At 60.6% G+C, this 24,871-nt stretch carries 20 protein-coding genes; 9 read left to right on the top strand and 11 right to left on the bottom strand.

Annotated features, from left to right (window positions below; all coding sequences use genetic code 11):
* Positions 1-268: 268 nt before the first annotated feature.
* The 3 genes from V6943_RS11660 to V6943_RS11670 are packed head-to-tail and all read left to right on the top strand — an operon-like array spanning position 269 to position 3,381.
* Positions 269-1,036 (top strand): SDR family NAD(P)-dependent oxidoreductase, encoded by a 768-nt coding sequence (locus V6943_RS11660; protein WP_340553551.1) that lies wholly within the window; start codon positions 269-271, stop codon positions 1,034-1,036.
* 14 nt (positions 1,037-1,050) lie between these two features.
* Complete coding sequence (locus tag V6943_RS11665) at positions 1,051-2,238, top strand: acetyl-CoA C-acyltransferase (protein ID WP_340553552.1); 1,188 nt, start codon at positions 1,051-1,053, stop codon at positions 2,236-2,238.
* A 9-nt stretch (positions 2,239-2,247) separates the two neighbouring features.
* Positions 2,248-3,381 carry an acyl-CoA dehydrogenase gene (locus tag V6943_RS11670; protein ID WP_340553553.1) on the top strand — a complete coding sequence of 378 codons (1,134 nt, stop codon included), beginning with the start codon at positions 2,248-2,250 and terminating at the stop codon, positions 3,379-3,381.
* Positions 3,382-3,710: 329 nt separating this feature from the next.
* Here the strand turns inward: V6943_RS11670 and V6943_RS11675 are convergent, their stop codons facing one another.
* The 11 genes from V6943_RS11675 to V6943_RS11725 form a co-directional block, all read right to left on the bottom strand.
* Complete coding sequence (locus tag V6943_RS11675) at positions 3,711-4,790, bottom strand: CaiB/BaiF CoA transferase family protein (RefSeq protein ID WP_340553554.1); 1,080 nt, start codon at positions 4,788-4,790, stop codon at positions 3,711-3,713.
* A 361-nt stretch (positions 4,791-5,151) separates the two neighbouring features.
* Positions 5,152-6,804: a long-chain fatty acid--CoA ligase gene (locus V6943_RS11680; protein WP_445324130.1), complete on the bottom strand. Its 1,653-nt coding sequence runs from the start codon at positions 6,802-6,804 to the stop codon at positions 5,152-5,154.
* 171 nt (positions 6,805-6,975) lie between these two features.
* Positions 6,976-8,127 carry an acyl-CoA dehydrogenase family protein gene (locus V6943_RS11685; RefSeq protein ID WP_340553555.1) on the bottom strand — a complete coding sequence of 384 codons (1,152 nt, stop codon included), beginning with the start codon at positions 8,125-8,127 and terminating at the stop codon, positions 6,976-6,978.
* A gap of 9 nt (positions 8,128-8,136) precedes the next feature.
* Positions 8,137-9,192: an enoyl-CoA hydratase/isomerase family protein gene (locus V6943_RS11690; protein WP_340553556.1), complete on the bottom strand. Its 1,056-nt coding sequence runs from the start codon at positions 9,190-9,192 to the stop codon at positions 8,137-8,139.
* 2 nt (positions 9,193-9,194) lie between these two features.
* A complete protein-coding gene (mmsB, locus tag V6943_RS11695) occupies positions 9,195-10,085 on the bottom strand; it encodes a 3-hydroxyisobutyrate dehydrogenase (RefSeq protein ID WP_340553557.1) in 891 nt (296 codons plus the stop codon).
* An 80-nt stretch (positions 10,086-10,165) separates the two neighbouring features.
* Complete coding sequence (locus tag V6943_RS11700; RefSeq protein ID WP_131648633.1) at positions 10,166-11,677, bottom strand: CoA-acylating methylmalonate-semialdehyde dehydrogenase; 1,512 nt, start codon at positions 11,675-11,677, stop codon at positions 10,166-10,168.
* A gap of 427 nt (positions 11,678-12,104) precedes the next feature.
* Positions 12,105-13,400, bottom strand: a complete 1,296-nt coding sequence (locus V6943_RS11705; RefSeq protein ID WP_340553558.1) for a TRAP transporter large permease — start codon at positions 13,398-13,400, stop codon at positions 12,105-12,107.
* Positions 13,390-13,866 carry a TRAP transporter small permease gene (locus V6943_RS11710; RefSeq protein WP_340553559.1) on the bottom strand — a complete coding sequence of 159 codons (477 nt, stop codon included), beginning with the start codon at positions 13,864-13,866 and terminating at the stop codon, positions 13,390-13,392. The genes V6943_RS11705 and V6943_RS11710 overlap by 11 nt, the downstream gene beginning before the upstream one ends.
* Before the next feature lie 46 nt (positions 13,867-13,912).
* On the bottom strand, positions 13,913-14,908 hold the full coding sequence (locus V6943_RS11715) for a DctP family TRAP transporter solute-binding subunit (RefSeq protein ID WP_340553560.1): 996 nt from the start codon (positions 14,906-14,908) through the stop codon (positions 13,913-13,915).
* Between the two features lie 286 nt (positions 14,909-15,194).
* Entirely contained in the window at positions 15,195-15,596 is a 402-nt protein-coding gene (locus V6943_RS11720) for a hypothetical protein (protein ID WP_131648637.1), read from the bottom strand.
* Between the two features lie 43 nt (positions 15,597-15,639).
* Positions 15,640-16,038 carry a DoxX family protein gene (locus V6943_RS11725; RefSeq protein ID WP_131648638.1) on the bottom strand — a complete coding sequence of 133 codons (399 nt, stop codon included), beginning with the start codon at positions 16,036-16,038 and terminating at the stop codon, positions 15,640-15,642.
* A gap of 419 nt (positions 16,039-16,457) precedes the next feature.
* On the opposite strand from V6943_RS11725, the gene tig reads away from it, so the two are divergent.
* From tig to V6943_RS11755, 6 genes are all read left to right on the top strand, one after another.
* Positions 16,458-17,768 (top strand): trigger factor, encoded by a 1,311-nt coding sequence (tig, locus tag V6943_RS11730; protein ID WP_340553561.1) that lies wholly within the window; start codon positions 16,458-16,460, stop codon positions 17,766-17,768.
* Between the two features lie 85 nt (positions 17,769-17,853).
* The gene (gene clpP, locus V6943_RS11735; RefSeq protein WP_131648640.1) at positions 17,854-18,492 is read left to right on the top strand and encodes an ATP-dependent Clp endopeptidase proteolytic subunit ClpP; all 639 of its coding nucleotides are present in this window, start codon (positions 17,854-17,856) and stop codon (positions 18,490-18,492) included.
* Between the two features lie 98 nt (positions 18,493-18,590).
* Positions 18,591-19,871, top strand: coding sequence for an ATP-dependent Clp protease ATP-binding subunit ClpX (gene clpX / locus V6943_RS11740; RefSeq protein ID WP_131648641.1), 1,281 nt, complete (start codon positions 18,591-18,593; stop codon positions 19,869-19,871).
* 127 nt (positions 19,872-19,998) lie between these two features.
* Positions 19,999-22,395 carry an endopeptidase La gene (gene lon, locus V6943_RS11745; protein WP_131648973.1) on the top strand — a complete coding sequence of 799 codons (2,397 nt, stop codon included), beginning with the start codon at positions 19,999-20,001 and terminating at the stop codon, positions 22,393-22,395.
* A gap of 134 nt (positions 22,396-22,529) precedes the next feature.
* The gene (gene hupB, locus V6943_RS11750; RefSeq protein WP_003282502.1) at positions 22,530-22,802 is read left to right on the top strand and encodes a nucleoid-associated protein HU-beta; all 273 of its coding nucleotides are present in this window, start codon (positions 22,530-22,532) and stop codon (positions 22,800-22,802) included.
* 207 nt (positions 22,803-23,009) lie between these two features.
* Entirely contained in the window at positions 23,010-24,866 is a 1,857-nt protein-coding gene (locus tag V6943_RS11755; protein ID WP_340553562.1) for a SurA N-terminal domain-containing protein, read from the top strand.
* Positions 24,867-24,871 lie beyond the last annotated feature (5 nt).

The raw sequence follows: 24,871 nt of genomic DNA on the forward strand, positions 1-24,871 counted from the left end.
CTGGCTACCGGCTCCCTCGCCCCGTTGGGGAGTGGGCTGGGGTGAGGGAACAAGGCTGAGCTATCCACCGGCGCCAAACTGATAACACGGAAGCGTCGCCTTGCTATGAATGTCGGCTACGCCGCGCCGTGCAGGCGATTTGGCCAAAACAGTCATCGCGATTGCGTGCAACGACCATTGTCCGGGCAAACCGGTCTGATGAAGATGGAACCAGCGAGATCCGGCAGCGCGTCTGCAGCGATCCCTAACATTTTCGTGAGGTCATGCTGTGAACATTCAAGACAAGGTTTTTCTGATCACCGGCGGCGCTTCCGGTCTGGGTGCGGCAGCTGCCGAAGCGCTGATCGCCGCGGGCGCGAAGGTCGTGCTGGCGGACATCAACGCCGAGCTGCTGAACGAGCGCAGCGAAGCGCTGGGCGCAAGCGCTCACGGTGTGGTCACCAATGTGTGTGACGAGGTGGCGGCGCAGGCGGCTGTGAATGCGGCTGTCGAACATTTCGGCGGCCTGCATGGGCTGGTCAATTGCGCCGGTGTCGCCAGCGGCGAAAAGGTTCTCGGCCGTCAGGGGCCGCACGGGCTGGGCAGTTTCAGCCGGGTCATCGGCCTCAACCTGACCGGCAGTTTCAACATGCTGCGCCTGGCTGCCGAAGCGATGTCGCGCGGTGAGCCGGATGCGCAAGGCAATCGCGGCGTGATCATCAACACGGCGTCCATCGCCGCCTACGACGGGCAGATCGGTCAGGCCGCCTATGCCGCCTCCAAGGGCGGGGTGGTCGCCATGACGCTACCTGTCGCGCGCGAACTCGCGCGTCACGGTATCCGCGTGATGACCATCGCTCCCGGCGTGTTCGAGACGCCGATGATGGCCGGCATGACCCAGGAAGTGCGCGACTCGCTGGCTGCTGGCGTGCCGTTCCCGCCGCGTCTGGGGCGAGCGAATGAGTACGCGGCGCTGGTGCGCCACATCATCGAAAACGACATGCTCAACGGCGAAGTCATCCGCCTCGACGGCGCGTTGCGCATGGCCGCGAAATAATCGGGAGATACATGATGATCAACGATCCAATCGTGATTCTGGGCAGCGCCCGTACGCCCATGGGCGGTTTTCAGGGCGATCTGAAAAGCGTCAGCGCGCCGGAGCTGGGTGCGGCGGCGATTCGCGCAGCGGTGGAGCGCAGTGGCGTTGGCGCCGAACAAGTGCAGGAAGTGCTGATGGGCTGCGTGCTGCCAGCCGGTCTTGGCCAAGCGCCGGCCCGTCAGGCGGCGCTCGGTGCCGGGTTGGGAAAGGCGACCGCGTCCACCACGCTAAACAAGATGTGCGGCTCGGGCATGCAGGCCGCCATCCTCGCGCATGACGCGTTGCGCGCTGGGAGCGTCGATCTGATCGTCGCCGGCGGCATGGAGAGCATGTCCAACGCGCCCTATCTGCTGGAAAAGGCCCGCAGCGGATACCGCATGGGTCATGGCAAGGTGCTCGACCACATGTTCCTCGATGGCCTCGAGGATGCGTACGACAAGGGCCGGCTGATGGGCACCTTTGCCGAAAACTGCGCGCAGAACCACGGCTTCAGCCGCGAAGAACAGGACGCCTACGCGCTAGCATCCCTGCAGCGTGCTCGCGATGCGATCACTAGCGGCCGCTTCGCCAGTGAGATCGTTCCGCTCGACGTCACCCAGGGCCGCGAGCAACGTACGATTCGCGACGATGAGCAGCCGCCCAAGGCGATGCCGGAGAAGATTCCCTCGCTCAAGCCGGCGTTCCGCGAAGGCGGCACGGTGACCGCGGCCAATTCCAGCTCCATCTCCGACGGTGCCGCCGCATTGGTACTGACCCGTCGCTCCGAAGCCGAGCGTCTTGGTTTGAAACCCCAGGCGGTGATCCATGGCCACGCGGTGTTCGCCGATGCGCCAAACCTGTTCCCGACCGCGCCTATCGGCGCCATTCACAAGCTGCTGGAGCGTACCGGCTGGCGTCTCGATGAGGTGGATCTGTTCGAGATCAACGAGGCTTTCGCCGTGGTCAGCATGGTCACCATGCGCGAGCTCGGCCTGGATCACGCCAAGGTCAACGTCAACGGTGGCGCCTGCGCTCTAGGCCATCCGATTGGTGCGTCCGGAGCGCGTATCCTGGTCACCTTGATCGCCGCACTGCGTGATCGCGGCTTGCGCAAGGGCATTGCGGCCATCTGCATCGGCGGTGGCGAGGCGACAGCCATGGCCGTCGAACTGCTCGACTGAGGATCTGCCATGCTGCTCAACGACGATCAAACCAGCATCCGCGACATGGCCCGGCAGTTCGCCCAGGAGCGGCTGAAGCCCTTCGCCGCCGACTGGGACCGCGAACACCGCTACCCGGCCGACGCGATTGGCGAAATGGCCGAACTCGGCTTCTTCGGCATGCTTTGTCCCGAACAGTGGGGTGGCAGCGACACCGGCTACATCGCCTATGCGCTGGCCCTGGAAGAGATCGCCGCTGGCGACGGTGCCTGCTCGACCATCATGAGCGTGCACAACTCGGTCGGTTGCGTGCCGATCCTGCGATTCGGGACTGACGAGCAGAAGCAGCGCTACCTGACGCCACTGGCCAGCGGCGCGCAGATCGCCGCCTTCGCCCTGACCGAACCGCACGCGGGCTCCGATGCCAGTAGCTTGCGCACCCGCGCCCGGCGTGACGGCGACGGCTACGTAATCAATGGGGCTAAACAATTCATCACCTCGGGCCAGCACGCCGGCACGGTGATCGTCTTTGCCGTGACCGACCCGGACGCCGGCAAGCGCGGCATCAGCGCCTTTATCGTGCCCACCGACACGCCCGGCTATCAGGTGGTGCGCGTTGAGGACAAGCTCGGACAACACGCTTCGGACACCTGCCAGCTGGCGTTCGAGGACATGCGCGTGCATGAATCCCAGCGTTTGGGCGAGGAGGGCGAGGGCTACCGCATCGCCTTGGCGAACCTGGAAGGCGGCCGCATTGGCATCGCTGCCCAAGCCGTCGGCATGGCCCGCGCCGCCTTCGAAGCAGCCCGCGACTACGCCCGCGAGCGCGAGGCCTTCGGCAAGGCGCTCACTGAACATCAGGCCGTTGCCTTCCGCTTGGCCGACATGGCAACCCAGATCGCCGTCGCCCGACAGATGGTGCTGTACGCCGCCGCGCTCCGGGAGGCCGGCCAGCCCGCACTCGTCGAAGCCTCGATGGCGAAACTCTTCGCGTCGGAAATGGCGGAAAAGGTCTGCTCGGCGGCGATCCAGACGCTCGGCGGTTACGGCTACCTGCAGGATTTTCCGGTAGAACGTATCTACCGCGATGTTCGGGTGTGCCAGATTTACGAAGGGACCAGTGACATTCAGCGGTTGGTGATTGCGCGTAATTTGGGGGAGTGAGAGCCAGAGAAGCGGTTCGGGCGTCGTGAGGGCGGGCCGGGCGGCGTTCCGCTTTAGCTCACTACTATGCGCGTTCTGGGGTCCTGGTGGGCTGAAGCCCACCCTACGGGGTTGTGTCGGCATGCCTGCGCCTGGGCTGCTCCGGGGCTCGCGTAGGGTGGGCTTTAGCCCACCGCAACGGAGTGATACTGCCGTCTTTGGTGGGCTGAAGCGGAACGCCGCCCGGCCCACCCTACAGTTCCTGCGTGGGTGCGGGGCGCTATGGATGATCCGCGGCGCTTAGGTAGGGTGGGCTTTAGCCCACCGCAATCGAGTGATCCTGGTGCCCATCAATCCCAGCCTGCCGCATCCTCTTCCGAATCCCTGATCGCTCCCGGCGTTCTTGAAAAACGCGGAGCCGGTGCGGCGTGCAGGGCACCGTCGATGTCGCGATAGACGCCGCGTTGCTGCATATGCGGGTGCTGCGCGGCTTCTTCCAGAGTGAGCACTGGCGCGAAGCAGGCGTCGGTTCCTTCGAGCAGGGCGCACCAGTCGGCCTGGGTTCGGCCAGCGAAGAGTGTGGCGAGCTCTTCGCTTTGCTCTTCCCAACGGTCCGGATCGGCGCAGCCTTGTCGTAGGCTCTGTGGGGCATCGATTTGCTGCATCAACTCGGCGAAGAATTGCGGTTCCAGCGGTCCGACGGCGATATCGCGACCATCGGCACAGGTGTAGCAGCGGTAATGCGGCGCGGCGCCAGAGAGCAGATTGCGGTCGCGCTCCAGGGATATGGCCCCGCTGGGCAAGAGTCCCGCAAAGAAGCTCATCATCGAGGACACACCGTCGACAATCGCGGCGTCGACCACTTGCCCCTTGCCCGACCGTTCTCGCTCCCACAACGCGGCCATGATGCCGAACGCCAGATACAACGAGCCACCGCCAAAATCACCCACCAGATTGAGCGGTGGAATGGCAGGACCTCCCCGACCGCCAATTGCCGCTAATGCCCCGGTGATCGCCAGATAGTTGATGTCGTGTCCTGCGCTTTTAGCCAGCGGCCCGCTCTGGCCCCAGCCAGTCATGCGTCCGTAAACCAGCCTCGGATTGCGCGCATGAAGCTGGTCCGGGCCGAGACCCAGTCGCTCCATCACGCCGGGACGAAAGCCTTCGATCAATACGTCGGCGTTTTCCGCCAGCGCCCGGCAACGCTCGCGCCCGGCATCGCTGCGGATATCCAGCGTCAACCGCTTGCGACCGCGGTCCACCACTGGGTTGGGCCAGCCGTTACCGCCGTCACGCTCGATGCGGATGACCTCGGCACCCAGATCGGCCAGCAGCATCGCGCAATGCGGCCCGGGCCCGATGCTGGCAAATTCCAGCACGCGCAGCCCAACCAGCGGGCCTTGGTGGTGTTGAGTATTTTCGGTTGGCATGGATGGCTCCTAAGCGTAGCGGGCGAGGCGCGTAGCGCATGTTGAACCGGAACCGTTGGCGGCTCCGAGCATAGACGTGCGGCCGGCTTTCCGATGGGTATCACCTGATGGATCGGTGATGCGTACTGTTCCGTAGGATGGGGCAGGCCACGCGGAAGCAACTCATGAGATGCTCCCGAGGTGGATGACCATGTCATCCACCTTATGGGACGCTCCAGTCGCGGTGGGACTCGCTGATGGCTGCACCCCGCAACGCAGAGCGCTGATCGGAGCTGCGTCGGGCTGTGCAGGTTGACGGGAGCGAAGTCCAATGAGCTGGCTTGGCTCCGCAACCCCTCCGTCCTACGGCCAGCAGTGTTGACTACATACTCGCCGCGCTCGCTTCGCTCGCCGGCATGTCTACGAGGTACGAGCGATAGCGGTCGCGCAGGGTTTTCTTGTCGATCTTGCCGGTGGCGGTAAGGGGCACGCTGTCGAAGATCACCGCGTCGGGCATCCACCACTTGACGATCTGTGGTTCGAGATAAGCGAGTACGGCTTGGGTGGACAGTTCGGCATCGTCATGCGGTTCGATGATGAGCAGCGGGCGTTCCTCCCATTTTTCATGCGCTACACCAACCACCGCGGCGATGCGTACGCCTGGGCAGCCCACGGCAACGTTTTCGATATCGATGGAGCTGATCCATTCGCCGCCGGACTTGATCACATCCTTGCTGCGGTCGGTGATGCGCATGTAGCCGTTGGGGTCGAGGGTGGCGATGTCGCCCGTGTCGAACCAGCCGTCAGCATCCAGTGCGCTGGTCTCGCTGCGGAAGTAGCGCTCGACGGTCCAGGGACCGCGCACGAGCAGGGCACCGGAGCTGGTCCCGTCATGCGGCAGATCGTTGCCCGCTTCGTCGACGATCTTTAATTCGATGCCGAATTGCAGGCGGCCCTGGCGGGTCCAGATGGCCTCGTTGGTGGCGGCTTCGCCCAGGGCTGCGAGCTTGGGCGTCGGGGTGGCGACCACGCCGAGCGGGCTGGTTTCGGTCATGCCCCAGAGCTGACGGACGCTGACGCCATAGCGGGTTTCGAATTTCTCGGCCAGCGCTCTGGGCACGGCCGATCCAGCAATCACCAGGCACTTGAGCTTGCCCGTGTTCTCGCCGGTGCGCTCCAGGTGGTTGAGGTACATGGTCCAGATGGTCGGGACGCCACCGGAGAAGGTGACGCCCTCGGTCTGGATCAGCTCCTGCAGACTCGCGCCGTCCATCTTGTCGCACGGCAGGACGAACTTGCAGCCGTTGATGGCGGCGGTAAAGGGCACGCCCCAGGCTGTGGCGTGGTAGAGCGACGAGCAGGGCATGATGCAGTCGAACGCGGAGAAGCCGAAGGCGCCGGTGAGACCTGCGGCCATGGCATGCAGAACGACGGATCGGTGGCTGTAGACAACGCCCTTCGGATTGCCGGTGGTCCCGGAGGTGTAGCAGAGCATGGCGCCTGCGTTCTCATCGAACTGCGGCCAGTCGGTGATCGGTTGTTCCTTGGCAATCAACGTTTCGTAGCTGAGCGCGCCCACTTCGCCTGGCTCTGTGCGCTGGGCGTCGGAGAGCATGATGAAGGTATGGACCTTATCCAGATGCGGGCGCACGCGCTCCACCACTGCAAGGAAGTTGCGATCGAACAGCAGCACACCGCTGCCGGCGTGATTCAACGTATAGATGATCTGCTCGTCGGACAGGCGAGGGTTAGCCGTGTGCAGCACGGCACCGATGCCGGGAACCGCGAAGAACAGCTCGAAATGCCGATGCGTGTTCCAGGCCATGGAAGACACCAGATCGCCGGGTTTGACGCCCAGGTTGCGCAGCATCGCGGCAGCTTGTCCGGCGCGCCTCGCCAGGCCGGCGTAGTCGTAGCGCCACAGGGGTTCGTCCACCAATCGCGAAACGATTTCCCGGTCTCCATGGGCCAGGGCCGCGTGGGTCAGAATGCCGCTGATCATCAGCGGGGTCTGCTGCATCGTACCTTTGAGCATCTTCGTATCCTTCTTATTGTTGTCTGGATACCGGCCGCGCTTGCCGGCATCCGCCGCTCGGATTACTGCTTCGAGGTGTTTCGTCTGTTGGCCACCAGGTGCGCGTCCATCTTTGGATCGCCCCCTGGGTCCTTCGCTCGTTATCTGCTTCCTCCCGCCCGTTGGTTTCGATCACAAACCGTAGTTGTTCAGTTCGCGCGCGATCAGCAAACGCTGGATCTCGCTGGAGCCTTCGTAAATCTGGGTGATGCGCGCGTCGCGGTAGTAGCGCTCGACCGGATAGTCCTCGAGGTAGCCGTAGCCACCGTGTATTTGCATGGCTTTGGAGCAGACGTATTCGGCCATTTCCGAGGCGAACAGCTTGGCCTGGGACGCCTCCGAAAGGCACGGCAGGCTGGCGCTGCGCAGGCGGGCGGCATGCTGGATCAACAGGCGCGCGGCATTCAGCCTCGTATGCATGTCGGCCAGCATGTTCGCCACGCTTTGGTGCTCAATGATGGGCTTGTCGAACTGGATGCGCTCACGGGCATAACCTAGCGCCGTTTCGAAAGCGGCGCGGGCGATACCTAGCGCCTGGGCGCCGATGCCGATGCGTCCACCTTCGAGGTTCGACAGCGCAATGGCTAGGCCCTTGCCGCGCGGGCCGAGCAGGTTGGCCTCGGGAATACGGCAATCGCGCAGGGTCACGCCGCAGGTATCCGAAGCACGGATGCCCATCTTGCTTTCCATGCGATCGACGATGAATCCGGGGTTATCGGTGGGCACCAAAAACGCCGACAGGCCTTTCTTGCCCATATCCGGGTCGGTCACTGCGAAGACGATGGCGATCTTCGCGCGCTTGCCGTTGCTGACGAACTGCTTGGCACCGTTGATTACCCATTCGCCGTTATTCAGCACGGCACGGGTGCGCAAGTTGTGCGCTTCCGAACCGGCCTGGGGTTCGGTGAGGGCGAAGCAACCGATGGCACGGCCAGCAGCCAGCTCTGGCAGCCATTCGTCCTGCTGTTCTGGTGTGCCGTATTTCAGGATGGGGCCACAGCCGACCGAGCTGTGGATGGACATCAGTGCGCCAATGGCGCCGTCGCCGGCCGATATTTCTTCGACCGCCAGGGCGTAGGCGACGTAATCGATATAGGTTCCGCCCCATTGTTCGGGGACGATCATGCCGAGAAGACCGAGGTCGCCCAGTTGGGTCACGGTCTCGTCGCCGATCCAGCCGGCCTGTTCCCAGGCCTGAGCCTTGGGGGCGATCTCGGAGCGGGCGAAGTCTCGCGCCATATCGCGGATCATCCGCTGTTCTTCGCTCAGTTCGATGTCTTGCATTGATCCTCCTCAGGCACCCGCGAAGAAATCGGCAACACGCTGCGGCGTTACTTCATTGAGCGTAGGCGGGTTCCAGCGCGGGTTCTTGTCCTTGTCGACAATCAGTGCGCGCACGCCTTCGATGATGTCGCCCTGGTCGAACCATTGGCGGTCCAGATGAAGCTCCATGGCGAAGCACTCGGCCAGCGACAGCGTGCGACCACGACGAAGCATTTCCAGCGTGACGCTGAGCGATAGCGGCGAACGGCTGTCGATGACCTTGAGCGTTTCGGCCGCCCAGTCGCGGTACTCGGGTCGGTTTTCGTCCGCCAAGGATTCGAGGATGGCCGCAACGCTGTCATGGGCGAAGTGCTTCTCGATGGCGGGGAACAGGGTCTTGAACGGCGCGTCTGGCAGTTCCTTGCGGCCCATGGAGGCGAGCAGGGCGATGAGTGTTTCGCCGGCCGGAGCGGTCCAGCGCTGTTCGTCCAGCCGTTGTTCCAGTTCGGCGAAGCGCTCGTAGGGCACGCAGTAATCGGCTAGTCCAGCGTAGAGCGCATCGGCCGAACCAACGTGGTTGCCAGTCAGGCCCATATAAATGCCTAGATTGCCGGGCAAACGCGGCAGGAAGTAACTGCCGCCGACATCAGGAAAATAGCCGATGCCAACTTCCGGCATGCCCATGCGTGTGCGCTCGGAAATCACTCGCAGCGATGCGCCCTGGACCAGTCCCATGCCACCGCCGAGGACGAAGCCGTTCATCAATGCCAGCAGCGGTTTGCTGTAGGCATGGATGTACTGATCCAGCGCATATTCTTCCTCGAAGAAGACGCGATGCAGGTCTTCGCCGCTCTGGTAACTGTCATACAGCGAGCGAATATCACCACCGGCACAGAACGCTTTTTCACCGGCGCCGCGCAATACCACGGCGACCACGCCCTGGTCGTCGGCCCAATCCTGCAGCTGGCGATGGAGGGTGCGCACCATGGGCAGCGTCAGGGCATTCAGGCCGGCTGGACGATTTAGTGTGAGATAGCCGACGCGGTTGCGGACTTCGATCAGTACCGGCGCTTCTGCCTGGGTCATGCTCAATGCTCCTGGCGGTAAAGTTTGATGATCGCGGAAAAATCCAGCGCACCGTTGCCTTGCATGCTGAAGGCCTGGTACAGCTGCTGCGCGAGGCCACCGAGGATAACCGGCTGGCGCACCTGTTTCGCCGCTTCACTGGCAAGGCCGAGATCCTTGAGCATCAGGTCGGTGCCGAAGCCGCCGCTGTAGTCGCGCGAGGCCGGGCTGTTTTCCACTACGCCGGGAATGGGATTGTAGATTTCAGACGACCAGCAGCGGCCGGTGGACGAATTGATCACGCGTGCCAGCACCTTGGCGTCCATCCCCAGCGCGACGCCCAAGGACATGGCTTCGGCGGCACCGATCATGGAGATACCGAGTAACAGGTTGTTGGCAACCTTGGCCACCTGCCCGTTACCGCTGCCGCCGCAATGGACGATGTTCTTGCCCATCGTTGCGAGAATAGGCTGGGCTTTCTGGAAATCCGCCTCGCTGCCGCCGACCATGAACGTCAATGTGCCTGCTGCGGCGCCGACAGTGCCGCCGGAAACCGGCGCGTCGATCATGGGGTTGCCATTGCTGGCTGCCGCTGCGGCGACTTCACGCGCACTCATCGGGTCGATGGTTGAGGAGTCGATCAGTAATACGCCGGCCGGTACGTGGGCCAGCAGCCCATCGTCACCAAGATAGACCTGACGCACATGCGCGGCCGCTGGCAGCATGGTGATGATGACCTCAACACCCCCCGTTGCGACCGCAGCGGGCGAGGTCGCTTCCTTCGCGCCGGCTTCCACCAGCCCGGAAACCGCCGCGGCGGATAGATCGAAAACGCTAACCTGATGGCCGGCTTTTAGCAGGTTGTGGGCCATGGGCCCGCCCATGTTGCCGAGTCCCAGAAAACCGATATGCATGGCCGTTCCTTCTTCTTGTTAGTGGCGACTGGTTGTTGGTGGAGAAAAGGCGGCGCCGCTGGTGCGCGGCGCCGATTGCGTTACTTGAGGTTGATGGTGGTGTTCACCGGCCCGCCAACTTCGTTTTCATCGAACCAGCGCTGGATGACAGTCTTGGTCTGAGTGTAGAACTGCACCACCTGTTTGCCGTACGGACCGAGGTCGCCAAGCTTCGAGGCACGCGAGCCGGTAAAGGAGAACATTGGCACCGGCACCGGAATCGGTACGTTGATGCCCACCTGGCCGACGTCGATCTCTTCCTGGAAATGCCGCGCCGCGGCGCCGGAGCGGGTGAAGAGGGCGGTGCCGTTGCCGTTGGGGTTGGCGTTGATCAGTTCGATGGCCTCGTCGAGGGTGTCGACCTGCATCACGCAGAGCACCGGGCCGAAGATTTCTTCGCGGTAGATGCTCATCTCAGGCTTCACTCCGGAGAAGATGGTCGGCGCAACGAAGTTGCCTTTGTCGTAACCGGCGATCTGTGGATTGCGCCCATCGAGTACCAACTCGGCACCTTCCGAAACGCCGCGCTCGATCAGCGAGCTGATGCGATCAAGCGCTGCGCAAGAGACAACCGGACCGAGATCGGTATCGTTTTCGGCACCCGCGTTGACTTTCAGGGTCTTGGCCTTGGCCACCAGATCGGGCAACCAGTTCTGCGCCTCGCCGACCAGAATCAGCACCGACAATGCCATACAACGTTGACCCGCCGCGCCGAACGCTGCGCCAAGCAGGTTGTTGAGCGTCTGCTCCTTGTGCGCATCGGGCAGGATGATGCCGTGGTTCTTGGCGCCCATCATGCATTGCACACGCTTGCCGGCCTGGCTGGCGCGGTTGTAGACATGGGTGCCGACCTTGGTCGAGCCAACGAAGGAAACGGCCTTGATGTCCGGGTGATCGCAGATCATGTTCACTGCATCGGCGCCACCATGGATGACGTTGAGCACGCCCGGCGGCACACCGGCTTCCATCGCCAGTTCGGCCAGGCGCATGGTCACCATCGGGTCCTGCTCGGATGGCTTGAGCACGAACGTATTTCCCGTGGCGATGGCCATCGGGAACATCCACAGCGGAATCATCGCCGGGAAGTTGAACGGCGTGATGCCGGCACAAACGCCCAGCGGTTGCAGCAGCGTATAGGTGTCGACGCCAGTGGCGACGTTGTTGGCCAGCTCGCCCAGCTGCAGGTTGCCGATGCCAGCGGCGTGCTCGACGACCTCCAGTCCGCGGAACACATCGCCCTCGGCGTCGGGCAGGGTCTTACCCTGTTCGGCGGTAAGAATTGCCGCCAGCTCTTTCATGTTTTCCCGAATCAGCTGCTGGTACTTGAGGAAGATCCGCGAGCGCACACCGATGGGCGTCTTGCGCCAGGTCTTGAAAGCTTCCTTGGCGCTGGCAACGGCGGCGTTCATCTCCGCTTCAGTGGCGAAGGGCACGCGGGCCAGCACTTCCTGGGTCGCCGGGTTGACGATGTCGCGCCACTCGCTGGTGGACGACTCGACCAGCTCACCGCCGATCAGGAGTTTGACTGTGGGTATGGCACTTGACGGGGTCATGGCGTGGTCCTAGCGATTGTTGTTATTGGATACGTCTGTCCTGATCCTAGAGTGCAAATTTCTCAGTATCAATGAGGCTTGCCGCATAGTGCATCTGCAAAAATGCACGTCATGCTTGCGCGCGTTGACAGGGCGCTGATTCGCTGCGGCTTGAATGACTATAGATGTTGAGGCTGGATAATTCTGGCGAAGCGGTAGTCGACAGGCCTGATGGACTGCGATGAAGCGCTATCGGATGTGATGGCTACTGACATGGCTGCTCGATGCGATGATGCGTGCGAGTCGCGGGTCAGGCGTGTCGGCGTCCAGTCGGACGGGGAACCAGATCGGGGGCTTCCGCAGACCGGATGCGCAAGCCCCCGCTGAAGTGCAGGGGTGTTGGGCCATTGCACGCGCTATCGAGCAAAACGGCGAGTGTGACGTACCGCTAGACCGCGTATCCCAGCACGCGCGGTAGCCACAGCGCGATTTCAGGGAAGACCGCCACCAGCACCAGTGCGCTTCCCATCACCAGTACGAACAGCATGGCCCAGCCGACCGTTTGCTCCAGACGGATCTTGGCGACTTCGGCCGTGACCATCAGGTTGATTGCAACCGGTGGCGTGAACTGGCCGATGGCGATGTTCATCGCCAGCAGAATGCCGAACCACACCGGATTCCAGCCGAAGTGCTGCATCACAGGAATCAGAATGGGCATTAGGATCAGGTAGATGGAGATAGCGTCCAGCAACATGCCGGCCAGCAGCACGGCGATCATCACCAGAATGAGCAGTACCGTGCCGTTGTCCGATAGCGAAATCAGCCATTCGGCCAGATGACGGAACGTGCCGAGCATCGTCCCGGCCCAGGCGAAGATGCCAGCCAGAGCGATGATCAGCATGACCACGCCAGAAATCACCGCAGCCTCGCCGCAAAGCCGCCAGAGGTTGCGCCAATCCAGTTCGCGAGTGACGAACAGGCCGATCAGTACGCCGTAAGCCACGCCGGCTACGGCCGCTTCGGTCGGCGTGAACAGGCCGCTGCGCAGGCCGCCGAGGATCAGCACTGGCGCGAACAGTGCGGGCAACGCCTGGCGGAAGCTTTCGCCCAAGGGAGGTCGCTCGGTATCTTCCGGATTTTCCCAGCCATAACGCCTGGCCAGCAGCCAGGCCGGCAGCACCAGTACCAAGCCGGCGATGATTCCCGGAAACAGGCCCGCAGCAAACAGCGCACGCAGGTCCACGCCGGGTACGACGATGGAATAAAGGATCAGCGCGATGGACGGCGGAATCAGGATGGCGGTGGAAGCCGAGGCGGCAATTAGCGTGGCGGAGAACGGCTTGGGATAGCCCGCGCGAGTCATGCTCGGCAGCATCACCATGGCGACCGCCGCAGCATCGGCCGGCCCCGATCCGCTCATTCCGCCCATGATCAGGCACACCAGGATCGCAACCATCGCCAGGCCGCCATGACGTGGGCCGATCACCGCCTGGGCGAAGCGCACCAGACGCAGCGCTACGCCGGATTTCTCGAATACCAGACCGGTGAGTATGAACAATGGAATGGCAATTAGCGGGTACTTGGCGACGCCGTTGTAGGTATTGGTGCCGAGCGTTGCCAACATGTCCGGCGAGAGCCCGGCAAGAATGCCGATCGCGCCCGACAACGCCAGAGAAAATGCCACCGGCACGCCGATCAGCAGCAACAGCAGGAAGCTTGCGAGCATCCAGAAATCAGGGCTCATCAGAGAGCCTCCCGCGCAGTCGGTCGACGGTCATTTGAGTAAGGCGCACCGCCATCGACAGAGCCAGCAATGGGAGCCAGACCACATACCACCAGTTCGGCAGGCCAAGGCCGGGAGACTCCGATTCCCATTGATACTCTTCCAGGGCGAACTGGCCACCGAACCAGACCACCAGACCCAGCACCAGTATGCTGGCGAGCCATTGGAGGAGGATCAGGAATGTGCGCAAGCGCGGAAAGAGGCGCTCGATCAAGCCAATGCGAATGTGGCGGTTACTGCGCATTGCCACGGAGGCGCCGGCAAAGGTCAGGATGACCAGCAGAAAGACAGAAAGCTCTTCAGTGAAAGCAAAGGAAGCATCGGTGAAATAACGCACCACTACGTTGGCCAAGCTGATCAGGCTGATAAATATCAGCGCCAGCGTGCCCAGTACGCGCTCCAGGCGCGCGTCCTTTCGATTGTTCATGGATTTCCTCGAATCCCGGCGGCACGGTGCCGCCGGGTAGAACGGTTTACTCAGCGATGGCCGCGCGCGCCGCCTCGATCAGCTCTGCGCCGATCTTCTGCGTCCACTTCTCATGTACGCTGCGAGTCGCGTCGACGAACGCTTGGTGCTCGGCATCAGACAATTCGGTGACCTCAACGCCGCGGGCGCGGATGTCTTCCAGGCGCTTGGCCTCGCTGCTGCGCGACAATTCGATCTCCCATTTGCCTGCGTCGATGGCAGCCTGACGCAGCAGTTCGCGATCGGCTTCGGGCAGTTGTTTCCAGACGCGCTGATTGACCGCGAAGATCAGCGGGTCGGCCATGTAGTGCCAAAGTGTCAGGTATTTCTGGCCAACCTGATCAACGCGCGCGACGTCGAACACCGCCAGCGGGTTTTCCTGGCCATCCACCGCGCCAGTGGTGAGCGCTGGCTTGGCATCGGCCCAGCTCATCTGGGTCGGGTTGGCGCCCAATGCGGTGAAGGTGTCCTGGAACAGCGGGGAACCAACTACCCGAATCTTCAGGCCGGCAAGATCGGCTGGGGTTTTCACCGGCTTGGAGGAGTTGGATATTTCGCGAAAACCGTTCTCACCCCAGGCCAGTGGAACGATGCCGCGCTTCTCGATGGCGGCGAAGGCCTGCTTGCCGGCGTCGCCTTGGGTGATGGCGTCAAGATCGGCGCTATCGGCCATCAGGAAGGGCAGGGAGAACAGGTTCAGCTCCGGCACCTGAGGCGACCAATTGATGGTCGAGCCGACCGCCATGTCGATCAGCCCGGAACGCATGGCGGAGAATTCCTTAGTTTGATCCCCGGCGACCAGTTGCGCGTTGGGGTAAACACGCAAGGTGATTTCGCCTCCGGAGCGTTCCTCGACCAGATCGGCCCATTTTTGCGCCGCCTGGCCCCACGGAAAGGCATCGGACAGCACGGTGGAAACGGAGTATTCGCGGGCCGAAGCGGCGAAGGTGGCAGACAGGGCCGCAGCGGCAGCCAGCGCAGCAAAGCAACGGGTCAGTTTCATGAGGCGTCCTTGTTCGGATCGATCTTAGTTTTATTTAGCGAACGACCGGGCGCTGGCGAGCAGCGACGGGTGTAACGATAGCGGGTCGGCCATCGAACGCGCGGGTAGCGCGAAAGGACGCGGAGAGCTGCGGGAGGTGGGCGCAGCGAATATCGACGGGCGTCACGAGCGCCGAATGCCTTGTGAGCGAGCGGCGTACCAGCCGCAACGCGACAGGTCGGACAACTATCGCAGAAGGTGTCACGGAGCGCTATTGCCGGTTCTGGTTAGACGCAACGGCGGATCATCAGGCATCGCGCAACAAGTCGTGGGCGTTGAGGAGACTGAAGGCGATTTCCGGGCGCTTCTGTAATGCCCGTCGAATCGCGGCGGGAATCGACTGGCGCGTTTTACGACACAGCCCAGGCAGCTCGGCTATCTCAATGCGGATGCCGCGCATGCTGCGCACTTCGTTGTGTCCCGGCGCGATCTCCACGCGAATGCCCAATTGCTGGTGCATCCGCTGCTGCATGCGCTCGAGGTCGCCCATGCTGGTCAGGTTCTCCAGCCGCTCCAGCAGCCGATTCTCTTCATGAAGGGTCAAGCGAAGGATGCGCGCATCGCTTTTGGGCTTGTCCAACAACTGCTCTCGGCCGCAGTTGCAAGCGGTGGGTGGGCAGGGTTGGCGGATCTGAACCGAGGCTGTCATGGCGCTGATCATAGTAAACGGCACACGGCGTTGCCTATCGATCTTAATTGAACCGTCCGTTGATCCCGCCAGCGCTGTACCTGCCGGCACCGAGTAGCGCGATAGCGATCGAACCGAAGAGGAACATGCCTTGTAATTCGAGCGCCCAGCCACCCATCTGGCCGAGCGAAAAAAGCTCCTGCATATGCGCCAAGGTAAAGGCTACCGCCATATTGCCAACCATAAGTACCGCCCCAACACGTGTGAACAGACCGATGATCACCAGCACGGGCCCGACCACTTCACCAAGGTAGACGCCATAAGCGAGGAGCGTGGGCAGCCCATGGCTTTCCAGCATCCCCTCAATACCGCCTATGCCGTTCTGCAGTTTCGATATTCCATGCAACAAGATCAGCACACCAACCGATACTCTCAGTACCAGCTTCCCGATATCTTCAGTCATGTTCGAACCATCCAGTAGAGCACCGATGCTCTGGTATCTAAGACAGTAGACCAGCCGTGGTACTGCTGCATGTGCGCTGACTTTATTTCCCCCGAGATGCGTCGTTCGATGCGTGAGCAGCAAACTTACGATTCCGCCGGGCGGAACGCTTCCCTTTTGTGACTGCATCCAATAGCCGGAAACGGGACAGTTGCTTCGCCTACGACCTTCAGTTGGTCGTAATGCCTGTGCCGAATGGCTCCAGTTGGCGCTGGGGCATCCGGTCGCGCTTTTCCGCCGAAACCGCCTTTTAACTCGGGGCAAAGCTCCGTTTGGTTGTGTCCTGACGAGCGGGGTGACTTCTATGATTCGAGCCACTAGAATGCTTGCCCATTCTGGGGCCGGAACGCCGGCTTATGTCTGTGCAACGAGGAAAATCCATGCAAGTTTCTGTTGAAAGCACCTCCGCTCTTGAGCGCCGCATGACCATTGGCGTGCCGGTCGAGCGCATCGAGAACGAAGTCAACAAGCGTCTGCAACAGACCGCCAGCCGTGCAAAGATCCCAGGTTTCCGTCCCGGCAAGGTGCCGATGAGCGTCATTCGTCAGCGCTATGAAGCTGCCGCACGCCAGGAAGCGCTGGGCGATCTGATCCAGGCCACCTTCTACGAAGCCGTGGTAGCCGAGAAGCTGAACCCCGCCGGCGCGCCTGCCGTCGAGCCGAAAGTGTTCGAGAAGGGCAAAGATCTGGAATACGTCGCGACTTTCGAAGTTTTCCCCGAGTTCAAGGTTGCCAGCTTCGAAGGCGTCGAGATCGAGCGCATGCAGGCCGAAGTGGCAGATGCCGACGTCGACAACATGCTCGAAATCCTGCGCAAGCAGAACACTCGTTTTGAAAAGGCCGACCGTGCTGCCGAAGACGGCGATCAGCTGAACATCGATTTCGTCGGCAAGATCGACGGTGAAGCCTTCGCCGGTGGTTCGGCGCAAGGCACCCAGCTCGTGCTGGGATCCGGTCGCATGATTCCAGGCTTCGAATCCGCGCTGGTTGGCGCCAAGGCTGGTGAAGAGCGGGTCATCACCCCGACTTTCCCGGAGGACTACCAGAATCTCGACCTCGCCGGTAAAACTGCAGAATTCACCGTTACCGTAAACAGTGTCGAGGCCCCTCAGCTGCCGGAACTGAACGATGAGTTCTTCGCTCAGTTCGGCGTACAGGAAGGTGGTCTCGAAGGTTTCCGTGCCGAAGTGAAAAAGAACATGGAGCGCGAGCTGCGCCAAGCCATCAAGACCAAGGTCAAGAATCAGGTCATGGAAGGGCTGGTTAGTGCCAATCCGATCGAAGTGCCGAAAGCACTGATCGACAACGAAGTGAACCGTTTGCGCGTTCAAGCCGTTCAGCAGTTCGGCGGCAACATCAAACCTGACCAACTGCCGGCGGAGCTGTTCGAAGAACAGGCCAAGCGCCGTGTCGTGCTGGGCCTGATCGTCGCCGAAGTGGTCAAGCAGTACGAGCTCAAGCCTGATGACGCACGTGTTCGCGAACTGATCGAGGAAATGGCTTCCGCTTACCAAGAGCCGGAGCAGGTCGTGTCCTGGTACTACAAGAACGACGAGCAATTGAACGAAGTCCGTTCTGTTGTGCTCGAAGAGCAAGTTGTAGATACTGTCCTGCAGCAGGCTAAAGTGACCGACAAATCGGTCTCCTACGAAGAAGCAGTGAAGCCTGCGGAAGCTCCGCAAGCTGCCTGAGTCTCTTCACCGTTTATATGCATTCATAAGCCAGCCTCGTGCTGGCTTATGTCTTTGCGGCATGACATAGGGAGTTTCGTTGGAAATGTCCGGCAATCCGTTTATGCAAGCACCAGATATCCAAGCGGCTGGCGGCCTGGTGCCGATGGTCATCGAGCAGTCTGCTCGTGGCGAGCGCGCGTATGACATCTATTCCCGTCTCCTGAAGGAGCGGGTGATCTTCATGGTCGGCCAAGTGGAAGATTACATGGCCAACCTGATCGTTGCGCAGATGCTGTTCCTCGAGGCGGAAAACCCCGAGAAGGACATTCACCTGTACATCAATTCCCCCGGTGGTTCGGTTACTGCAGGCATGTCGATTTACGACACGATGCAGTTCATCAAGCCCGACGTTTCCACGATTTGCATCGGTCAGGCCTGCAGCATGGGCGCCCTGTTGCTGACGGGCGGCGCAGCGGGCAAGCGTTACTGCTTGCCGCATTCGCGCATGATGATTCACCAGCCGCTGGGTGGTTTCCAGGGGCAGGCGTCTGACATCGAAATTCACGCTCGCGAAATTCTCACGATTCGCGAGCGGCTGAACAAGGTAATGGCTGCACACACTGGCCAGCCGATGGAAGTGATTGCGCGCGACACCGACCGTGACAACTTCATGAGTGGCGAAGAAGCTGTCAAGTACGGCCTGATCGACCAGGTCTTGGCCCAGCGGCAGATGGCAGTCTGATCACACCGCCCGGCGATATCCGGCTGTAGCGTGGGCTTGAAAAAGCCCACGATTGCCTTCATCTTGTGTTTCAAGCCTTCCCCGATTGGATCGATCGAATGACTGACACCCGCAACGGCGAGGATTCCGGCAAGCTGCTCTATTGCTCTTTCTGCGGCAAAAGCCAGCATGAAGTACGCAAGTTGATTGCCGGACCCTCGGTCTTTATCTGCGACGAGTGCGTCGACCTGTGCAATGACATCATCCGTGAGGAGGTGCAAGAGGCACAGGCTGAAAGCAGCGCGCAAAAACTGCCTGCACCCAAAGAGATCAGCGGCATTCTCGACCAGTACGTCATTGGTCAGGAGCGCGCCAAGAAGATCTTGGCAGTGGCTGTTTACAACCATTACAAGCGACTCAACCAGCGCGACAAGAAGGAAGAAGTCGAACTGGGCAAGAGCAACATTTTGCTGATCGGGCCGACCGGTTCGGGTAAGACGCTGCTCGCCGAGACGCTCGCACGGCTGTTGAATGTGCCGTTCACCATTGCCGACGCCACCACCCTCACCGAGGCGGGCTACGTAGGCGAGGACGTTGAAAACATCATTCAGAAGCTGTTGCAGAAATGCGATTACGATGTCGAGAAGGCTCAAATGGGCATTGTCTACATCGATGAGATCGACAAGATTTCCCGCAAGTCAGACAACCCTTCGATTACCCGCGATGTGTCGGGCGAAGGTGTACAGCAGGCACTGCTCAAACTGATCGAAGGTACGGTCGCTTCGGTTCCGCCGCAGGGTGGTCGAAAGCATCCGCAGCAGGAGTTCCTGCAGGTCGATACGCGCAATATCCTATTCATCTGTGGCGGTGCGTTCGCTGGTCTGGAGAAGGTTATCCAGGGCCGCTCGACCCAGGGCGGCATCGGCTTCAATGCCGAGGTTCGCAGCAAGGATCCGGGCAAGAAGATCGGTGAGTCGTTGCGTGCCGTGGAGCCTGACGATCTGGTCAAGTTCGGCCTGATTCCAGAGTTCGTCGGTCGTCTGCCGGTCATTGCGACCCTCGATGAGCTGGACGAGGCGGCGCTGATTCAGATCCTGACCGAACCCAAGAACGCGCTGACCAAACAGTATGGGAAGTTGTTCGAGCTCGAAGGCGTAGATCTCGAGTTCCGTACCGATGCACTCAAGGCCGTGGCTAGTCGTGCCTTGGAGCGCAAGACCGGAGCGCGTGGTCTGCGTTCGATCCTGGAAGGCGTGCTGCTCGATACCATGTATGAAATTCCTTCGCAGAAGGATGTCAGCAAGGTGGTCATCGACGAAAGCGTCATCGAAGGGACTTCCCAGCCGCTGCTTATTTACGAGAGCAGTGAGCCGCCTGCGAAGGCTGCGCCGGACGCGTAACATAACAAGGGGCCTCCGGGCCCCTTTGCTTTTCTGCCGCCGCCTTGTTTTTTGCCCTGCACGCCCTCATCTTGATTGCCAGGGTGTTTCCCGTTCACCGCCGTATGGCCGTCGTAGAGCTGAATTTATGAAGACAACCATCGAATTGCCCCTTTTGCCACTGCGCGACGTCGTGGTTTACCCGCACATGGTGATTCCGCTGTTCGTTGGCCGAGAAAAGTCCATCGAGGCGCTCGAATCCGCCATGGCTGGTGACAAGCAAATACTGCTGCTGGCCCAGAAAAACCCGGCCGATGACGATCCGGCTGAAGACGGGCTTTACCGTGTAGGCACGGTTGCGACCGTGCTGCAGTTGCTCAAGCTTCCGGACGGCACCGTCAAGGTTCTCGTTGAGGGCGAGCAGCGTGGCGTCATAGATCGCTTTTACGACGTGGACGACCATTGTCGCGCTGAGGTGTCGTTGATCGATGAGTCCGACATCGAAGAGCGCGAAGCGGAAGTTTTCACTCGCAGTCTGCTGAGTCAGTTCGAACAGTACGTTCAACTTGGCAAGAAGGTCCCTACTGAGGTGCTTTCATCACTTGCCAGCATCGATGAGCCGGCGCGTCTGGTCGATACGATGGCCGCGCATATGGCGCTCAAGATCGAGCAAAAACAGGCGATTCTCGAAATCATCGATCTGCCGGCCCGGGTCGAGCACGTACTGGCGCTGCTTGATGCCGAAATCGATCTGCTTCAAGTGGAAAAGCGAATTCGCGGCCGCGTAAAGAAGCAGATGGAGCGAAGCCAGCGTGAGTACTATCTGAACGAGCAGATGAAGGCCATTCAGAAAGAGCTGGGCGATATCGACGAAGGTCATAACGAAATCGATGACCTGAAGAAGCGCATCGAGAATGCTGGCCTGAGCAAGGATGCCCACGCCAAGGCGACGACCGAGCTGAATAAGTTAAAGCAGATGTCGCCGATGTCGGCCGAAGCGACTGTCGTGCGGACTTATATCGACTGGCTGGTAAATGTACCGTGGAAGGCCGCGAGTAAGGTGCGTCTGGATTTGGCGAAGGCTGAGGAAGTGCTCGACGCAGACCATTACGGTCTCGAGGAGGTCAAAGATCGCATTCTTGAGTACCTTGCGGTCCAGAAACGCGTGAAAAAGCTCAAGGGGCCGGTGCTCTGCCTGGTCGGCCCGCCGGGCGTGGGTAAAACTTCGCTGGCGGAGTCCATTGCGCGTTCCACTAACCGCAAGTTCGTGCGGATGGCGCTGGGTGGGGTGCGGGACGAGGCTGAGATCAGAGGCCATCGGCGTACCTATATCGGTTCGATGCCTGGCCGGTTGATCCAGAAGATGAGCAAGGTCGGCGTGCGCAATCCGCTATTCCTGCTCGATGAGATCGACAAGATGGGCAACGACATGCGTGGCGATCCGGCGTCCGCGTTGCTTGAAGTGCTAGACCCCGAGCAGAACCATAATTTCAACGACCATTACCTCGAGGTCGACTATGACCTGTCCGATGTGATGTTCCTTTGTACTGCGAACTCCATGAATATCCCGGCTCCGTTGCTGGATCGTATGGAGATCATTCGTCTTCCGGGGTACACCGAAGACGAGAAAATCAACATCGCGATTCGTTACCTGGTTCCGAAGCAGATACAGGCCAACGGGCTGAAAAAGACCGAGCTGCTGTTCGAGGAAGAGGCGATTCGCGACATCATCCGTTATTACACTCGCGAGGCGGGCGTTCGCAGCCTGGAACGCCAAGTGGCGAAGGTCTGCCGAAAAGTGGTCAAGGAACATGCTGCGGAGAAGAGCTTCGAGGTGACGGTTACCGCCGAATCGCTCGAGCATTTCCTTGGCGTTCGCAAGTTCCGCTACGGGCTTGCCGAACAGCAGGATCAGGTCGGCCAGGTGACGGGGTTGGCCTGGACCCAGGTTGGCGGCGAGCTGCTGACGATTGAGGCCGCCGTGGTGCCTGGCAAGGGCCGGTTGACCAAGACGGGTTCGCTCGGTGATGTAATGGGCGAGTCGATCACCGCGGCGCTTACGGTCGTGCGTAGCCGAGCTAAAAGTCTGGGTATCCCGGTGGATTTTCACGAGAAGCAGGATATCCATATTCACGTGCCGGAAGGCGCAACGCCCAAGGATGGACCGAGCGCGGGGATTGGAATGTGCACGGCGCTCGTATCAGCGCTTACGCAGATTCCGGTTCGCGCCGAAGTTGCGATGACCGGAGAAATCACATTGCGTGGTCAGGTATTGGCTATCGGTGGACTGAAAGAGAAACTGCTCGCCGCGCATCGGGGTGGAATCAAGACTGTGATCATTCCCGAAGAAAATCAGCGTGATCTGAAAGAGATTCCTGAGAATATTAAGCAGGACCTGCAGATTAAACCGGTGAAGTGGATTGACGAAGTCCTCCAAATTGCGCTGCAATACGCGCCGGAGCCCTTGCCCGATGCGGCTCCCGAGATTGTTGCAAAGGACGACAAGCGCGAGTCTGATTCCAAGGAGCGAATCAGCACGCATTAGTCTGAAAGGCTTTGTTGACACATTTTCGCCGGCCTTGATATAAGCCGGCCCCTTGTGTCGTCGCTATTTCGACACCGCTTTGCTTACACCTAAAAAATTAAAGATACGACTCAACAGAAATAAGGGGACTTAGAGTGAACAAGTCGGAACTGATCGATGCCATCGCTGCATCTGCTGATATCCCGAAAGCTGTTGCTGGCCGCGCGCTGGATGCAGTGATTGAATCCGTCACTGGTGCTCTGAAGGCTGGTGATTCAGTGGTACTGGTTGGTTTCGGTACTTTCGCTGTCAAGGAACGCGCCGCCCGTACTGGCCGTAACCCCCAGACCGGCAAGCCAATCAACATTGCCGCCGCCAAGATCCCAGGTTTCAAAGCCGGCAAAGCTCTAAAAGACGCTGTCAACTAAGCGTTTTCGATCCGGCCAGTTGTCAGTTAGCGCTGGCCCTGGCTTGGAGCGGTTAATCGAACAGGCACGGCCTGTTGCGTTCGGGCCTGGGGGATAAGGTCCAACCGCTCCAAAGCTCCAAGAGGCGCATCCCTGGATGCGCCTTTCTTTTATTCGGATTCCACCCGCGCTGCAACGATCATTGCGCAGCTGACTCCTGGGGGACGCATGCTTCAGAACATCAGGGACAATTCACAAGGTTGGATTGCCAAAACCATCATCGGCATCATCGTTGTGCTGTTGGCGCTTACAGGCTTCGAGGCCATCTTCAATAGCGCGGGCAACAGCCGAACGGCCGCGGAGGTCAATGGCGAAGAAATCTCGCAGGATGAGCTCAACCAGGCAATGAACATGCAGCGCCGACAGCTGACCCAGCAGTTGGGCGGTAACTTCGACCCTTCGCTGCTGGACGACAAGTTAGTCCGCGAATCATCTCTGCAAGCGCTGATTGATCGTGCGCTTTTGTTACAAGGCATTCATGAAGCCGATTTCGCCTTCTCCGAGGCTGCGCTCGATCAGCTGATACTGCAGACACCTGAGTTTCTCGTCGACGGCGTTTTCAACGCGTCACGGTTCGATCAGGTCATTCAGCAGATGGGCTATACCCGATTCCAGTTTCGCGAGCTGCTGAAGCAGGAAATGCTCATTGGGCAGCTGCGTGCCGGTATCTCTGGTTCCGGTTTCGTCACGGATGATCAGATCGAAGCCTTTGCTCGACTGGAGCAGCAAACTCGCGATTTCGCCACTATTACCGTGCCGGCAGATACGACCGTGATTGAAGTCAGTGACGATGAGGCGCGAGAGTACTACGAGCAGAACACGGATCGTTTCCTCTCGCCTGAGCAGGTCGTTCTTCAGTACGTCGAGCTGAAGAAGGAGTCGTTCTTCGATCAGGTCGATGTCTCGGACGAGCAAGTGGCGAATCTCTATCAGCAGCGCATCGCCAATCTTGCCGAGCAGCGCCGTGCGGCGCATATTCTGATCGAGGCCGATAACTCCAGCGACGCTGAGGCCAAGGCGAAGATCGACGAAATTGCCAAGCGCGTGGCCGCTGGTGAGGATTTCGCGGCATTGGCCAAGGAAACCTCCGACGACCCGGGTTCGGCCACTGAAGGGGGCGATCTGGGCTTCGCCGGTCAGGGGGTCTATGACCCCGCGTTTGAGGAAGCGCTGTATGCGCTCGAAGAAGGACAGGTATCAGCTCCGGTCCGGTCTGACTTTGGCTGGCATCTGATCAAGCTGTTGGGTGTGCAGTCACCTGAAGTCCCTACGCTGGAAAGCATGCAACCGGAGCTGGTTCGTGAGCTCAAGGTGCAGCAGGTCGAGCAGCGTTTCGTAGAGGCAGCCAAGCTGTTGGAAGATACCGCGTTCGAGTCGTCCGATCTGGCCCAGCCGGCTCAGGAGCTAGGCTTGTCCGTACATACGACCGAGGCGTTCGGACGTGAGGGCGGCGGCAGTGGTGTTGCAGCCAATAGGCAGGTTATCCAGGCGGCGTTCAGCGAAGAGGTTCTGATAGATGGTGCCAACAGCGGTGTCATCGAACTGGATCCGGACACCGTTGTTGCGGTGCGTGTGAAAGAGCATCTACAACCGGAAGTGCAGCCGTTCGATGTGGTGAAAGGCGACATCGTCGCTCAACTGCAGCGCAGCAAAGCGGCTGAGCAGGCGCGTGAGGCAGGCGAGTCGCTGGTTGCCAGTCTGCGTGAAGGCGTGCAGGCTGAGCAGCAATGGCAGCCGGTAGAGGCTGCTTCGCGCAATCAGGAAGGCGTTGATCCGGCAGTGCTTCAGCAGGTGTTCCGGATGCCGAAGCCGGAGACGAATGAAACGCCGACTTACGGCAGCGTCCGGCTTCCCGGTGGGGACTTTGTAGTCGTTCGTCTAAGCGGAGTCAGCGAGCCGAACGCTGAACTGTCGGAGGAAGACAAGCAAAGCTATCGCCGTTTCCTTGCTTCGCGTAGTGGTCAGCAGGATTTTGCTGCCTACCGGCAGATGCTGCACGCCAACGCTGACATCGAAACCTTCTAATTCGA

The sequence above is a fragment of the Pseudomonas sp. CBC3 genome (genome assembly GCF_037967085.1).
Classification (GTDB): Bacteria; Pseudomonadota; Gammaproteobacteria; order Pseudomonadales; family Pseudomonadaceae; genus Stutzerimonas.

What these genes read in the sequence shown, in the direction of transcription:
- V6943_RS11665 (WP_340553552.1), top strand. Translation starts at nt 1,051, where the DNA reads ATGATCAACGATCCAATCGTGATTCTGGGCAGCGCCCGTACGCCCATG.
- V6943_RS11670 (WP_340553553.1), top strand. Translation starts at nt 2,248, where the DNA reads ATGCTGCTCAACGACGATCAAACCAGCATCCGCGACATGGCCCGGCAG.
- V6943_RS11675 (WP_340553554.1), bottom strand. Translation starts at nt 4,790, where the DNA reads ATGCCAACCGAAAATACTCAACACCACCAAGGCCCGCTGGTTGGGCTG.
- V6943_RS11680 (WP_445324130.1), bottom strand. Translation starts at nt 6,804, where the DNA reads ATGCTCAAAGGTACGATGCAGCAGACCCCGCTGATGATCAGCGGCATT.
- V6943_RS11685 (WP_340553555.1), bottom strand. Translation starts at nt 8,127, where the DNA reads ATGCAAGACATCGAACTGAGCGAAGAACAGCGGATGATCCGCGATATG.
- V6943_RS11690 (WP_340553556.1), bottom strand. Translation starts at nt 9,192, where the DNA reads ATGACCCAGGCAGAAGCGCCGGTACTGATCGAAGTCCGCAACCGCGTC.
- mmsB (WP_340553557.1), bottom strand. Translation starts at nt 10,085, where the DNA reads ATGCATATCGGTTTTCTGGGACTCGGCAACATGGGCGGGCCCATGGCC.
- V6943_RS11700 (WP_131648633.1), bottom strand. Translation starts at nt 11,677, where the DNA reads ATGACCCCGTCAAGTGCCATACCCACAGTCAAACTCCTGATCGGCGGT.
- V6943_RS11705 (WP_340553558.1), bottom strand. Translation starts at nt 13,400, where the DNA reads ATGAGCCCTGATTTCTGGATGCTCGCAAGCTTCCTGCTGTTGCTGCTG.
- V6943_RS11710 (WP_340553559.1), bottom strand. Translation starts at nt 13,866, where the DNA reads ATGAACAATCGAAAGGACGCGCGCCTGGAGCGCGTACTGGGCACGCTG.
- V6943_RS11715 (WP_340553560.1), bottom strand. Translation starts at nt 14,908, where the DNA reads ATGAAACTGACCCGTTGCTTTGCTGCGCTGGCTGCCGCTGCGGCCCTG.
- V6943_RS11720 (WP_131648637.1), bottom strand. Translation starts at nt 15,596, where the DNA reads ATGACAGCCTCGGTTCAGATCCGCCAACCCTGCCCACCCACCGCTTGC.
- V6943_RS11725 (WP_131648638.1), bottom strand. Translation starts at nt 16,038, where the DNA reads ATGACTGAAGATATCGGGAAGCTGGTACTGAGAGTATCGGTTGGTGTG.
- tig (WP_340553561.1), top strand. Translation starts at nt 16,458, where the DNA reads ATGCAAGTTTCTGTTGAAAGCACCTCCGCTCTTGAGCGCCGCATGACC.
- clpP (WP_131648640.1), top strand. Translation starts at nt 17,854, where the DNA reads ATGTCCGGCAATCCGTTTATGCAAGCACCAGATATCCAAGCGGCTGGC.
- clpX (WP_131648641.1), top strand. Translation starts at nt 18,591, where the DNA reads ATGACTGACACCCGCAACGGCGAGGATTCCGGCAAGCTGCTCTATTGC.
- lon (WP_131648973.1), top strand. Translation starts at nt 19,999, where the DNA reads ATGAAGACAACCATCGAATTGCCCCTTTTGCCACTGCGCGACGTCGTG.
- V6943_RS11755 (WP_340553562.1), top strand. Translation starts at nt 23,010, where the DNA reads ATGCTTCAGAACATCAGGGACAATTCACAAGGTTGGATTGCCAAAACC.